The sequence below is a fragment of the Acinetobacter sp. SWAC5 genome (assembly GCF_003419885.1).
In the GTDB taxonomy this organism is placed as follows: Bacteria; Pseudomonadota; Gammaproteobacteria; order Pseudomonadales; family Moraxellaceae; genus Acinetobacter; species Acinetobacter cumulans.
The window spans coordinates 33,802-47,216 of the sequence record NZ_QUWR01000018.1 but is presented as its reverse complement, the minus strand read 5'-3'; the positions used below and the strand labels follow the sequence as shown (position 1 = coordinate 47,216).

Genomic DNA, 13,415 nt, shown 5'->3' with positions numbered 1-13,415 from the left:
CTACAATTATTTTAAATATTAATATGGTAAATTTGCTTCAATAAATGGTATCGGATCTATTCTTCCTGTTAAACCTATACCAAGTAATGCTTCACTTCTTGCTTCAAAATGTAAATGACCACCTTTAGAAATAGTATTCATTCCTTTAGCATTTCCAGAATCACCCGTTTTACCAATTGTTTCACCTGCATCTACTGGATCTTTTACATTTACACTAATAACTGATAAATGTGCATAAAAAAAGTAGACATATTGGCTTTCTGATAATTGACTTAAAGCATATTTTTTCTGTTTTATAGGCAAATCATTTATTGCTACTTTTAAAACAACAACTTTTCCATATGCTCCTCCTGTATCTTTGGCATATACAATGGTTCCACCACACACAGCGTAAAGCTGAGTTCCTGAGTTGGCTTGTAAATCCACCCCTTGATGATTCTTTGTTCCATTATTTCTAACTTTACCAAATGTCGCACCAAGAGCATTCTTCAAACCTGCAGTGCGCAATTTACAAGTGCTTAGGGGATTATGCCAACCATCTGCACCTCCGGCATTTGATTGATCAACCTTTTGCTGTGTAGGTGATGCTGTTGTTTCCTGCGCCTCACTTTTTGATGGCGCTTCAACTTTTTTCTGCTGGCTATTTTGTGGCTTAGGAACTGCTACAGGCGATCCTTTTAGTAGTTTTATAGTCTCATCCATACTTAAATTCACACCAGATGTCTTATTCTTATCAACAACATACTGGTATATATTAATGTGCCCATCAATATAATTACACAACCAAGAACTATAAGCTTCTTTCGAATTATTAAATCTATTTAAAAATGCTGTTGCTTGTTTTACCCCATTTTTTCCAAACTGAATGTACAATAATTTATGAGCACGCTCTTCACTTAAAGTGTTTAAAACAAATTTTTTCCCACCAGTAGAACCTTCATGGTGTAACAAATATGCAAACTTTGCCATCGAACTTGGTTCTGTTAGATTCTGATAAGGCAATTTTGATGCTTTAAAATTACTAATTGCATATGCTGCAGCTGCATCAATAGCCATTTCAGCATTAAATCGTAGATTTAGTTTTTGCGCTTTCGATAATTTTGGATTTGCCAATACGTATTGCCCAACTAAACAGGTCTTATCTTTGCACATTGATAACCAAGTTCCATCCAAAAACTGAGTTAATCCAGCCGCTGAACTCGAATTAGCTTTACTATTTACATCCCATTCTCCCGTTTTTTTAATTTTTGCTGCTTCAGCATCAATTACTGCCGCTAGTGAATGTGGTGTAAATCCATGCCTTTTAGCTGCACTTATTATATATGGCCTATATTTATTATTGATTGGCTTCAATAAAAAATTATCTTCTGTAAATTGAGAGGCAATAACATGAGTACTATTACCATTATCTGTTCTTATTTGCTCTTTCTTTTCTTCAGGAATTTGTACTTTATTTTTTTCAGACTTAATATCTAAAATACTAGGTAAACCTAAAAATTCACCTACTCCATTAACAACTGGTTTCCCCAACTTCCTTAACTCACCTAATATCTCATTTATAGAATGTTGAGATACTCCATCTTTTGCATAATGACTTCCTTCTACTTTTAATTTTCGAGAAGTTAATTTTAAAACTTTATTTCCCATCGGCAATTTTTTATGGTTTGCAATTAAATCAAAACAACCATTTACATTTTTATAATAAACCTTAAGCCCTTTTGAATGATCATTAACATATATATTATCAAAAAAACCTTTATCTGTTGTTTTTGTAATCTTATTATCATCAAATTCTAGTTGAATAGTAGCTTTCATAATTGATTTGAATGCTAAATCTAATATAATAATTTTCAATTTAGTTTCATAATTAACAGATTGATTCGAATTCTTATTTAATTGTATTTTTTGACCAACCCTAATATCATGAATTTTTTGACCATGTAAAGCATTAATCATAGCTAGTTCTTTAACCGTTGTCTGAAATTTTTTCGAAATTCCCCAAAGTGTATCACCAGCTTTAACCGTATAAATATTTGACATAAATTAACCTATTTATTTTTATAATTCAGTTCACTTTGAATTCCATGAACACCAACATCAAACTCATCTTCATTTTCTTCATCAAATTGATCCTCATCTTCAAAAATACTTGACCAATCATCAAATCCAATTAATGCGTTATATTGCGTAGATTCAATTTGTACCGATATTTCACTTTGCCCAGTAGAACTGGTAATTCCTTCCCAAATAATATTTTTACTTTCAGGTGCATACATTTGTATTTTTGCATTTTCAATTCCTGAACCTGCCAAGCTAGCAAATAAAAAATCAACTGCATAAGGTCCCGCCTTAGGTAATTCAGGAACCTCATAAGTTGCTTTGGAGCCCCCAACAAAACTATGCTGCCCTGCCTTACTCTCAAACTTACCGCCTGTTGTAGTAAATATGCCATCGCCATTAATCTTCAACTGTGAACCACCCGCCGTTAGCACAATCTCTTTCGGACTGGTCAATTCAATTTTATCTTCAGTGGAAATAAGCTTAATCACTTTACGGGCTATCGCCTCAATCGCATCATCCTGTGCCTGCAACTCGACTTTGCCCTTAGCCGCATAAGCACTTAAGCCTTTTTGCGCCGCAAATAGGCTTATTTTATCTTGCGCATGATGCACAATATTTTTTTGTGCACTCACATTCACTGAACCTTGTGCACTCTCAGCAATATCCTGCGAAGCCTGCATGACAATATCTTCAGGTGTAGTCATTGCAATGCCGTTGGGTGAAGCCAACAACATTAAAGCTTGCCTAAACAGCTTGCCCTGTTCCTGCTGTTTGGGGTCTGAAGAACTTTCTAAATTTTGGCTATAGCTCTCCATAAAGCCTTTCACATGCGCTAAGGCCTTTGTTGGCGTAAAAATTTCTGGCTTGCCAAAGCCACCGCCTAAAATCATTTCATCTGGATTGATTTTGATGTCTTCAACAATTTTGCCAATTTCTTTCAACGATTTCAGTGGATCATCTTTGAGCTGTTTTTTAATTTGCGCGACCCGATCCTTCAGCTGATCGGCACCATGTTCTTCAAGCTTTTCAATCACGCCCTTCAAGTTATCAAAAGCTTCCTCAGCATCTTCAAAATAGGCTTTGAACTGCTTTACCGTGCCTTTCACATCTTTAGTAATCGCGCCAATATCTTGAATAAAACCTTTGCAATTTTTTAAAGCATTCAGCGGATCTTCTGCCAAGTCATTTTTAAATAAACCGACTGTTGTCATTAAGGCTTCTGAAGTACTTTTAAGTTCTAAGGACTGAATCAGTTTTGGCAAACGACCTATAACATTCAACGCATCTGTTTGCTGCTTCACGGCAATACTGCTGAGCATTTTCATGCTTTCCTGACCTTGACTCAGCAACGTCTGCGCTTTGGCCGCTTCCAAATGGTCCGCAATGGCATTTTCCTGCGCATAGGTACTAATCAACATGCCACGACCCGCTCGAACAGCACCAAAGGCATCCGTGCGTAGTTCAAAACCTTCGCCACGACCATTGCTTTGTTCTTTATCTTTAGGATGACTCAGATTACCTAAATTCAGCTGTGTTGCTGCGTGGCTACTTTGTAGCTGCGTACTAATTTGCCCAGTTGTGTCATCAAAGCGCAGTTGGTTAAAGCCACTACCGCCCACTTCTTGCGAACGTATACCACTGAGCTTTTTGGTATCTGGTAGCTGACCTTTGACATCAAACATGGTCTGGTGACGCTCAGCTTCATGGATGCGTCCAACCACAAAAGGCCGATCGACATCTCCCTCAAAAAAGTCAATTACCACGATTTCCCCAATCCGTGGGTGAAAACGTGCACCATAACCCTCGCCCGCCCATGGCGTTAATACATCCACCCAAGCAGAGTCGGTATCATTGTCATTGCTGCCTGCACCGCCGTCATGACTATGATCATCCGTTCGGGTAAAGTTGAAACGGACTTTAATACGTCCCCAAGCATCAACATGAATACTTTCCCCTTCAGGTCCAACCACTTTTGCACGTTGTGGATAAGCCATCGGGCGGTGTTGTAATGGATCATATTCAGGAACGACCGCAATCGTACGGCGCACCACATACAGTTCATTGGCTTGGCGTTCATCATTTTTCGCTTGCCAACGACTACGGCTTAATAAGCTTTCAAGCTGGATTGCGATATCTTTAGGTAAGTTGTTTTGGTTATAAAACTGTTTGCCTAAAATTAAAAACTCACAATCTGAGCCCTGATGCTGATCAATTTCGGGATGATCGGTTAAACGAAACCAATATCCCACCTGTGCATCACGCACACTGCTATGCGCAACAAAATATTTGGCCGTTAATGCTTGATATTGATTCAGTTGTACGTTGGTTTGTTCTAATTGTGCTGAGTTTGTTTGCGTGGCCTGATCTTCACCATTTAAATCAGTAGTCCATGCAGAACTCAACGTCCATGCCTGCTCTAAACTGAGGGTTTCATTGTCATGTTGTTCACTATAAACATGCGCACTCAAGAGTGGATGGCTCTGATCTTGTGCTAAAGACTGTGCTTGCCAACGCTGTGTTTGTATGGCTGTCGATTGTAAATAACGCTGTGCGACAAAACTGGTCACCGTATCCATACGCTCTGTCGCATGACTGCGGTGAAAGCGAATTGATTGGCGTGCTAAAGCTGAAAAAATTTGATTATGGTCGATCAAACGTAAGACCTGTGCTTGCATTGGGCTGGCAGAAACTGGCACTGTCAGCTCTTTTTCATCAATGAGCCAATTAATGCCTTCACTACGCCAAAGTCGTGTAAGAAAAGCATAATCGCTTTCATTGGCTTGCATACTAAAAGGTCGTACGGCGTATTCACGACTAAGACCATCTAAATTTAAACTTAGGCTGGATGCAAATAAGGCACTTTTTTGTTGCCATTCACTAAACAAAATTTCCGTAATGTCACGTACGCTTTTATTCATAAACACACGGCTATTACGGCGCTTATGCCATAAAGCTGTCGCATCTTCTATAGTCAACTGATAGACCGTTAGAGCCCCATCACTCTGCCCTTGACTGGCTGCAGTAATCACGCCCGTCGTTCGGTAGAGTTGCCCCAAGTCTGTCACTTGATCTATTGCGACACGACTACCAATAAACTGCTTTAATGGAATTTGTGCATTGGTAGATAGGCAAAGTAAATTCGCACTAAGGCCTTGGTTAATACGATGTTCACCATCAATACGTTGGATAAAAACTTGGCTATTGAGTGTTTCATTCGAAAAATGAATATGGAGCGCTCGCTTTTGTACACTAAGGCCAAAATTCTCAATGAGGGAATAGATTGTTTTTAGCATTTTAATTTTTGAGTTCATTTTATTTATGCGCGCATTCTAAGAAATGTACTTTTTTTAGTCTAGTGATTTTTATATGACTTCGCATTTTTATGCAGTCATTCAACGACTTTTCGTTGCATAAGATTATCTTTAATTCCGCTTTTAGCCATAGATGTAGACTGCTAAACTGAGCTATCTCATTATTTATCAATGTCATCGGCATGATCCAGATTGAATCCAAACTCCCTGCGCAGGGCGTTACTATTTTTAGTGTAATGAGTGCTTTGGCACAACGCTTAAATGCGCTCAACCTGTCACAAGGCTTTCCAGACTTTCCAGCACCACCAGCACTCTTAGATGCTTTAAGTCAGGCCACGCAGGATGGATTTAATCAATATGCACCAGGTGACGGCCTTTTGGCCCTACGTGAGCAATTGGTCAACTTATTTCAGCAACGCGATCAAATCAGCTTAGACCCCATTACGGACATCACCATCACACCGGGTGCAACGATAGGCATTTTTAGTGCAATTCAAGCTGTTGTACATGCGGGCGATGAAGTGATTATTTTTGACCCTAGTTATGACAGTTATGCGCCAAGTGTAAAATTAGCAGGTGGTATACCAATTCACATCAACCTAAAAGCGCCAACCTTTGAGGTCGATTGGTCTGCTGTACGGCAAGCGATTGGCCCCAAAACTCGCATGATTATTGTGAATACACCGCATAATCCTACAGGTGCAGTTTGGGCAAAGTCTGATTGGCTCGCCTTAATAGATTTGATTCAAGATACACAGATCATTGTGCTGTCGGATGAGGTCTACGAGCACCTGATTTATGATGGGCAACGGCATTATTCTGCACTGTCTTTTGCAGAATTACGTGAACGCAGTTTTGTAGTGGGCTCCTTTGGTAAGACTTTTCATGTCACGGGGTGGAAAACTGGCTATTGTGTTGCCTGCAAGAACTTAATGGCTTTGTTTCGTCAGGTTTATCAATTTACCAATTTCTGCGGGGTTACCCCCATACAACTGGCATTGGCCAACTTTATGCAAACGCATCCTGAACATATTGCAGAACTTGCAAGCTTTTATCAGGCCAAACGCGATTTATTTAATGCGGGTCTGCAAAACTCACGTTTTCAATGGCATCCTGCTGCGGGCACTTATTTTCAAAACCTCGATTACAGTGCCATTCGACCCGACCTGAATGACAGCGAAATGTGCCAATATTTGGCTGAACAACATAAAATTGTGGCGATTCCTGTTTCCGTGTTTTACCAACAGCCTCCTGAAGACTTACGTTTGATTCGTTTTTGCTTTGCTAAAAAGGATCAAACACTCCGCCAAGCAGGCGAGATTCTGAGCCAAGTATAAGCTTGGCTCCAATACTGCTGGTTGCAAAACAACAAATGAAATTATTTGATCAATAAGCTTTTTTTAATCCAGACCTGTTAAGGTTAGATCCGTAGTTTAAAAAAAATACAGCACAGGATTGCACATGTCCCAACATCGGCCCATCGACAGCCAACAGACCTTATGGAAATCTTTTTTATTTTTCCTAATTCCGCTGATTGCCACCAATATTTTACAAAACCTATCTGGCACAGTGAATACAGTCTTTGTTGGGCAAATGCTGGGCGTGCATGCCATTGCTGCCGTGTCGGTATTTTTCCCAATTTTGTTTTGTCTGATGGCTTTTGTAATTGGTCTTTCTTCTGGTGCGACAGTGTTGGTCGGTCAGGCATGGGGGGCAAATAATCTAGAAAAAGTCCAACGTATTGTGGGCACTACGCTGTTTATGACTCTAACTGGTGGAACGTTGATTGCAATATTCGGAGTCCTGTGCGCGAAGTATATTTTACTTGCACTCGGTACTGCTCCCGATGTTTTGCATCTGTCGATTCCCTATGTACAGTGGATGCTGGCAGGAAGTCCATTGCTGTTTATTTATATTATTTACAGCTCTATTTTGCGTGGTGTTGGCGACAGTACAACTCCACTGATTGCTTCAGGCATGACCATTGGTACAGGCTTAATCATTACCCCTATTCTGATTGCAGGTAAATTCGGATTTCCTCAACTGGGAATTATCGCCCCTGCCATTGCAACCTCTATCGGCTTTTTGATTGCGCTAATTTTTTTATATATTTATTTAAACAAAAAGCAACATCCGCTACGTTTAGACGCATCCTTATTGCGACATATCCGCTATCAACCAGAACTGAGCAAAATTATTTTACGCTTAGGCATACCTACGGGCATTCAAATGGTCACCACTTCCGTCGCAGGCTTGGTGATTGTTGGTTTGGTCAACCTTTACGGCGCAGATGCCACAGCCGCTTATGGCGCAGTCAATCAGGTGCTCAATTATATTCAGTTCCCAGCGCTGTCTATTTCGATTGCAGCCTCTATATTTGCAGCCCAAGCCATTGGTGCTGGGCATGCCAATTTGCTCAATAAAGTCAAACGCACCGCATTATGGATGAACTTGTTTTTTACTGGCACTTTAGTGATTCTGGCCTATTTATTCTCTAAATATTTGATGGCGCTGTTTATTACCGATCCAAAGGTGGTGGTATTGGGCCAAGAGCTGCTATTTATTGTACTGTGGTCGATTATCTTCTTTGGTGCCAGTGCAATTTTTGCCTCAATCATGCGTGCCAGCGGTACGGTAACTGTTCCTATGATCATTAATATTGTGGCTATTATTGCGATTGAAGTGCCTTGTGCTTACTTATTTAGCGAATGGTGGGGCTTAAAAGGGATTTGGTATGCTTATGCGCTGGCCTTTGTGAGTCTTTGCATTCTACAAGGCCTGTATTATCAGCTGGTCTGGAAAAAGAAAGCGGTACAAAAGCTGGTATAACACGCCTACTCTATATGGATTTATTCTGACTAAAAAACTTGTGAATCCAGTGTTCAGCGCTTCATGCATATTCTTGATAAGGATTGAATTTTATCGTATTTATCACACTATAAATTCCTTGTTATAACCCCTTGTTATCAATAGATAGTAATAATAAGGGAAGTCGCATGACGCAACGAAAAATTAAACTGGGTGCTTTTATTCCAGCAACCTCACAACATGCTGCAGGCTGGCGACATCCGCAGTCCCGCCCGCAAGATCACCTCAGTCTTGATTATATAATTGAACTGACAAAAACCGCAGAACAGGGCTTATTTGACGCTTATTTTCTTGCAGATGGCCTTTCTGTCAACTGGAGCCACGGCGCATCCCAGCATAAAGGTAGCATTGGCTATACCGACAAAGCCGTAGGCTTTGAACCTGTGACTTTATTTGCAGCCTTGGCCGCGGTCACCCAACATATCGGCTTTATTGCCACTGCATCCACCACCTATGAAGAGCCGTATCTACTGGCGCGAAAATATGCCTCTTTAGACCATATTAGCAAAGGCCACGCCGCATGGAATGTGGTCACCACTATTTCGCCCGACACTGCCCGTAACTTTGGCACACATGCCCACCCAGATGCAACCATCCGCTATGAACGTGCCGATGAATTTATTCAGGTCACGCAAAAATTATGGGATTCATGGGAAGATGATGCCTTCAAATATGACAAAACCAGCGGACAATTTTTTGATGCCAGTAAACTGCATGAACCTTTGCATAGTGGCAAATTTTTTCAAGTTCAAGGCGCATTAAATGTCCCGCGCCCACCACAAGGCTATCCAGTTATTGTACAAGCTGGGCAGTCTGAAGATGGCCGAGAGCTGGCAGCCAAATATGCCGAAGTGATTTTTACCGCGCAACAAGACTTGAGCGATGCGCAAGCCTTCTACCGCGATGTGAAATCGCGTTTAGCCAAATACGGCCGCCATGCCGATGACTTGAAAATCATGCCAGGGGTTTCAGTATTTGTAGCCAAAACCGAACAGGAAGCGCAGGAAAAATATCAGCTTTTAAACAGTCTGATTCATCCCGATGTAGGCTTGGGACTGCTTTCTGGTCTAGCAGGCCATATTGATTTATCTCAATTCGATTTAGATGCGCCCTTCCCAGAACTCAAGCAAAGTGAAATTAACTTCACCAGCCGTCAGCAAATGATGATTGATATTGCGCATAAGCATCAGTTTAGCATTCGCCAGTTATATGAATACGTTGCCTCGGCACGTGGCCATTGGACTTTAATTGGTACACCTGAACAAGTGGTCGATCAGCTGCAGGAATGGTTTGAAAATGAGGCTGCAGATGGATTTAATGTTTTACCGCCGTCTACACCTGCAGGTTTAATTGATTTTGTGGAACTGATTGTGCCTGAGTTACAACGTCGTGGCTTATTCCGCACCGAATATGAAGGAAGCACCCTGCGAGAAAACTTGGGTTTGAAACGTCCTGAAAACCAACATGCGATACAGCATCAACAAGCGCAGGCATCCTAAGCCAGCGTAAAATATAAAAAACCAATCCTCGCTGTATTAAAAGCCCGCATATTGCGGGCTTTTAAATGTGCTATCGACGTTTGGAAGAGCTGCTTACCATGCCACTTTAAACTGCTCCAATTCATGTGGCAGATGCTGTGTAACATCTTGAAAGTCCCGCAGGATGTCATTTTTAATGGCCGCCAAACGGAAATCTTCACGTTTACGCGGACGCTCCAAATCGACATTAACAATACGCTTAATACGGCCTGGATGTGGCTCCATCACCACAACACGATCGCCAAGTAAAACCGCTTCTTCAACATCGTGTGTGACCAAAATACTGGTGATCTTTTCAGTCTGCCAAATTCGTTGCAGCTCTTGCTGTAAGTTGGCACGGGTTAATGCATCTAATGCACCAAAAGGCTCATCTAATAGTAAAATTTGCGGTCGATTAACCAGACTCCGTGCAATCGCAACACGTTGACTCATCCCGCCAGAAAGCTGGCTTGGATAGGCCTTTTTAAAGCCACTGAGCTGTACCAATTCCAGATGATAATCGATTAACTCTTGCTTTTCTGCCTTAGATAGAGTGCTCTTTTCTAGGGCCAATGCCACGTTCTGCTCGACATTCAGCCATGGAAATAAACGATGGTCTTGAAACACAATACCGCGTTCTAAGCTGGTCCCCTTAACTGGCTCGCCATCAATCAAAATTTTGCCCTGAAACTCAGCGTCCAGCCCAACCAACAAGCGGAGTAATGTTGATTTACCGCAGCCACTGCTGCCCACAATACTAATAAATTCGCCTGACTGAATATTTAAATTAATTTGTTCTAAAACTTGTAATTGCTCACCCTCTTTAGGGAAAAACTTGTTGAGCTGTTGGATCTGTACCTGACCTTTGACTGAGCTGGCTACTGGGTTGGAAAAATTAACGACTTGATTCATGTGTCTATCCTCATTGTTTTATTTATTGGCATCCTGGCGCCAGCGTAGGTTGTAATTTTCAAAATATTGCGCAGCTTTAGAAAACAGTAGACCGACTGCTCCAATAATCAGCATGCCATACAGCACGACTTCCATTTGAAATAGGTTTTGGCCGTCTAAAATTGGATTCACTACCCCAGGCGCGGCGATAAAAAAGTATTCTGCCCCAACTGTGGCCACCCAAGAGAACACCAAGGCAATATTCAAACCTGCAAAAATACTCGGTGTAGCCGCAGGTAAAATAACTTTTAAAAAGCGTTGTAGAGGGTTAAGTTTAAAAATGAGCGCGACTTCTTTCACTTTAGTAGGCACATTTTTCACCCCATCGTAGGTATTAAAAAACACGGGATAAAACACCACCAATGCAATAAAAATCACTTTCGATTTTTCAGCATTGCCAAACCACATAATCATTAAGGGTATCCATGCAAAAATCGCCACATGCTTAATGGCATTTAAAGTGGGTGAAAATATGCGGTCTAACCAAATATTGAGCCCTAATAACAAACCCAACACAGCTCCGAGCACACCGCCAATCACAAATCCCGCAGTATTACGTAATAAACTCGACCCGACATTTTCATACAGCTCACCCGATTGGACAGCCTCAATCAATACAGCCAGTACAGCTTTCGGTGCAGGTAAGAGCGCTGCATCCACCCAATTGAAAGCCGAGACCAATTGCCAAATCAGTAGCAAAGCCAATGGAATGACTGCACCACGATAATCAAACTTTCTCATGCATCATTCTCCATTTAACTTTGTTGATTCCATCCGCTGAACTGACGTTGCAGTAAGCGAATCAAGGCATCAAAAACGAATCCAACCAGACCAATGACAATCACTGTTGCCAATACAACATCTAACTGAAAAATCTGTCGCCCATACACCATTACGTAACCAATGCCTTCACTTGAAGCTAACAGCTCTACGGCCACCAAGGTGCCCCACGCACTCGCAAGGGATAAGCGTAAGCCACCAATAAAACTCAGAAATGCACCAGGTAAAACTAGGTTTTTGAATTTAGACCACGGGCTTAACTGGTACACTTCAGCAACTTCACTCAGCTGTGTCGGTATATTGCGTACGCCTTTAAATACATTAATGGTCATCGGTACGAGGGTGGCTTTGGCAATTAAAATAATTTTGAGGGCTTCATCAATCCCCACCAATAAAATGAGTAAGGGAATCCAACCCACTACAGGAACCAAATTAATAATTTTAAAGGTCGGCCAAATATAAGCTTCCGCTCGACGTGATAACCCCATGGTGAGTCCTAAGACTAAGGCCACGATAATGCCCGCACTAAAACCATAACCAATACGGCTCAGGCTGACTTTTAAATTGCTCCACAGCTCTCCACTGCTGTATAAATCTTTGAGTGCAATCCATACCAAATCAGGTGCAGGTAAGAGCAAGGGATTAACCCAGCTTTTTTCCACTGCGATTTGCCATAAAAACAGCAACAGCACAGGAAAAATAAATCCAATCACCCAACGTAAGGCGCTACTACTTTTCACAAAACTGTACAGGTTTTTAAATGCAGGTGACGCCACCTGCTCAAGTCCAGTCTTGGATGCATCCAGTTCTATGTCCTTGAGCATCATTTTTTCTCCTTCACCCGCGGGGTGATCATTTACCCCATACGTTTTGCCGATTCAGGCTCTTGATCGCATTGTTGACATACTTTGGTTCAACCCATGTATCCACATCAATGTTGCCTCGAATCAGTTTTAAGTCCTGACCCGCTTTGAGTTTTTGCTTAAGCAAGCTAATACTGGCAGCATCAATCACAGGATCGCTATGTTGCTTTAAATCGACACCTTCATTGGCACGTACAAAGGTGCTATAAGACAGACCCGATTTCGACCACAGCTTGAAGAGTGCCTCACGGTTTTTCTGCTCAGACTCCCACGCTGCCTGCTTTACCAGCACATTCACAACTCGTTGCACTGTTTCTGGATATTTTTGTTCGAACTTTGAACTCACCAAAACATAGCCTGAGCTTTGTAAATTGGTCGGCTCTTTTTTAGAGCTATAAATAATTTTGGCAATGCCACGGTCCACCACAGGAAATAAAGACTGATTACTAAAAATAGCGTCTAGATCACCACTGGCCAAAGCGGCATAACCTACGGCACCATCTACGTTAACAAAGCGAAAGTCTTTTTCGGTCAAGCCATATTTTTTAATAATTTGATACAGCGCCAAATGCAAACTTGTACCACGGAAAAAGCCAATGCGTTTGCCTTTTAAGTCGGCCCAAGTTTTGGCTTGAGAACTTGGCGGCACCGCCAAATAGGTATTGTCATGTGTGCCACCAATCGCGATCAATTTGGTATCTAATCGGCTGGCTTTACCAATTAATGCTGGCAAATCGCCAAGCCAAGTAATATCTACTAAACCATTGGCATAAGATTCATTAATGGCAGGGCCAGCGCCTTTAAAGTTGTTCCACTGGACTTTTATGCCATCTTTTTGGAATTCTTTTTCTAGTAAACCTAAAGTTTGCGTCGTGGCATAGTAACTGCCATAACCAACAGGACGGTTGCCTGAGCCTACTAAAGGCGAGGCAAGGCGGATCACCGTCGGTTTTGCTTCGGCGGCAAATACCTGTACCGTAGGCACAAGCGTCGCTACAGCAATCGCACTAGTAAATAAAATTTTAGACCACGTTTTCATAGAGATGATTCCTCATTATTTTTAA

Annotated in this window: 9 protein-coding genes; 3 read left to right on the top strand and 6 right to left on the bottom strand. The window is 41.6% G+C overall.

The genetic code is table 11. The features are described 5' to 3' along the window. Positions 1–18: 18 nt before the first annotated feature. Together DYI81_RS13345 and DYI81_RS13340 are read right to left on the bottom strand one after the other, a co-directional pair. Positions 19–2,040 carry a peptidoglycan DD-metalloendopeptidase family protein gene (locus tag DYI81_RS13345; RefSeq protein ID WP_117007810.1) on the bottom strand — a complete coding sequence of 674 codons (2,022 nt, stop codon included), beginning with the start codon at positions 2,038–2,040 and terminating at the stop codon, positions 19–21. Positions 2,041–2,048: 8 nt separating this feature from the next. Then, complete coding sequence (locus DYI81_RS13340) at positions 2,049–5,354, bottom strand: type VI secretion system Vgr family protein (protein WP_117007826.1); 3,306 nt, start codon at positions 5,352–5,354, stop codon at positions 2,049–2,051. A 200-nt stretch (positions 5,355–5,554) separates the two neighbouring features. Between DYI81_RS13340 and DYI81_RS13330 the strand changes: the two genes are divergently transcribed. From DYI81_RS13330 to DYI81_RS13320, 3 genes are all read left to right on the top strand, one after another. Next, on the top strand, positions 5,555–6,709 hold the full coding sequence (locus tag DYI81_RS13330) for a methionine aminotransferase (RefSeq protein WP_117007808.1): 1,155 nt from the start codon (positions 5,555–5,557) through the stop codon (positions 6,707–6,709). Positions 6,710–6,833: 124 nt separating this feature from the next. After that, on the top strand, positions 6,834–8,201 hold the full coding sequence (locus DYI81_RS13325) for an MATE family efflux transporter (protein ID WP_117007807.1): 1,368 nt from the start codon (positions 6,834–6,836) through the stop codon (positions 8,199–8,201). Positions 8,202–8,368: 167 nt separating this feature from the next. Continuing rightward, positions 8,369–9,739, top strand: coding sequence for an LLM class flavin-dependent oxidoreductase (locus tag DYI81_RS13320; protein ID WP_117007806.1), 1,371 nt, complete (start codon positions 8,369–8,371; stop codon positions 9,737–9,739). A gap of 93 nt (positions 9,740–9,832) precedes the next feature. Here the strand turns inward: DYI81_RS13320 and DYI81_RS13315 are convergent, their stop codons facing one another. Genes DYI81_RS13315 through DYI81_RS13300 form a run of 4 tightly spaced genes read right to left on the bottom strand, consistent with a single transcriptional unit; the run spans position 9,833 to position 13,390 of the window. Next, positions 9,833–10,669, bottom strand: a complete 837-nt coding sequence (locus DYI81_RS13315; RefSeq protein ID WP_106985291.1) for an ABC transporter ATP-binding protein — start codon at positions 10,667–10,669, stop codon at positions 9,833–9,835. Positions 10,670–10,687: 18 nt separating this feature from the next. Further along, positions 10,688–11,449: an ABC transporter permease gene (locus DYI81_RS13310; RefSeq protein ID WP_117007805.1), complete on the bottom strand. Its 762-nt coding sequence runs from the start codon at positions 11,447–11,449 to the stop codon at positions 10,688–10,690. A gap of 14 nt (positions 11,450–11,463) precedes the next feature. Beyond that, positions 11,464–12,315 carry an ABC transporter permease gene (locus DYI81_RS13305; protein ID WP_240627415.1) on the bottom strand — a complete coding sequence of 284 codons (852 nt, stop codon included), beginning with the start codon at positions 12,313–12,315 and terminating at the stop codon, positions 11,464–11,466. A gap of 25 nt (positions 12,316–12,340) precedes the next feature. Next, positions 12,341–13,390, bottom strand: coding sequence for an ABC transporter substrate-binding protein (locus tag DYI81_RS13300; protein ID WP_117007804.1), 1,050 nt, complete (start codon positions 13,388–13,390; stop codon positions 12,341–12,343). Between the last annotated feature and the right edge of the window lie 25 nt (positions 13,391–13,415).

What these genes read in the sequence shown, in the direction of transcription:
- DYI81_RS13325 (WP_117007807.1), top strand. Translation starts at nt 6,834, where the DNA reads ATGTCCCAACATCGGCCCATCGACAGCCAACAGACCTTATGGAAATCT.
- DYI81_RS13330 (WP_117007808.1), top strand. Translation starts at nt 5,555, where the DNA reads ATGATCCAGATTGAATCCAAACTCCCTGCGCAGGGCGTTACTATTTTT.
- DYI81_RS13345 (WP_117007810.1), bottom strand. Translation starts at nt 2,040, where the DNA reads ATGTCAAATATTTATACGGTTAAAGCTGGTGATACACTTTGGGGAATT.
- DYI81_RS13305 (WP_240627415.1), bottom strand. Translation starts at nt 12,315, where the DNA reads ATGATGCTCAAGGACATAGAACTGGATGCATCCAAGACTGGACTTGAG.
- DYI81_RS13310 (WP_117007805.1), bottom strand. Translation starts at nt 11,449, where the DNA reads ATGAGAAAGTTTGATTATCGTGGTGCAGTCATTCCATTGGCTTTGCTA.
- DYI81_RS13340 (WP_117007826.1), bottom strand. Translation starts at nt 5,354, where the DNA reads ATGCTAAAAACAATCTATTCCCTCATTGAGAATTTTGGCCTTAGTGTA.
- DYI81_RS13300 (WP_117007804.1), bottom strand. Translation starts at nt 13,390, where the DNA reads ATGAAAACGTGGTCTAAAATTTTATTTACTAGTGCGATTGCTGTAGCG.
- DYI81_RS13320 (WP_117007806.1), top strand. Translation starts at nt 8,369, where the DNA reads ATGACGCAACGAAAAATTAAACTGGGTGCTTTTATTCCAGCAACCTCA.
- DYI81_RS13315 (WP_106985291.1), bottom strand. Translation starts at nt 10,669, where the DNA reads ATGAATCAAGTCGTTAATTTTTCCAACCCAGTAGCCAGCTCAGTCAAA.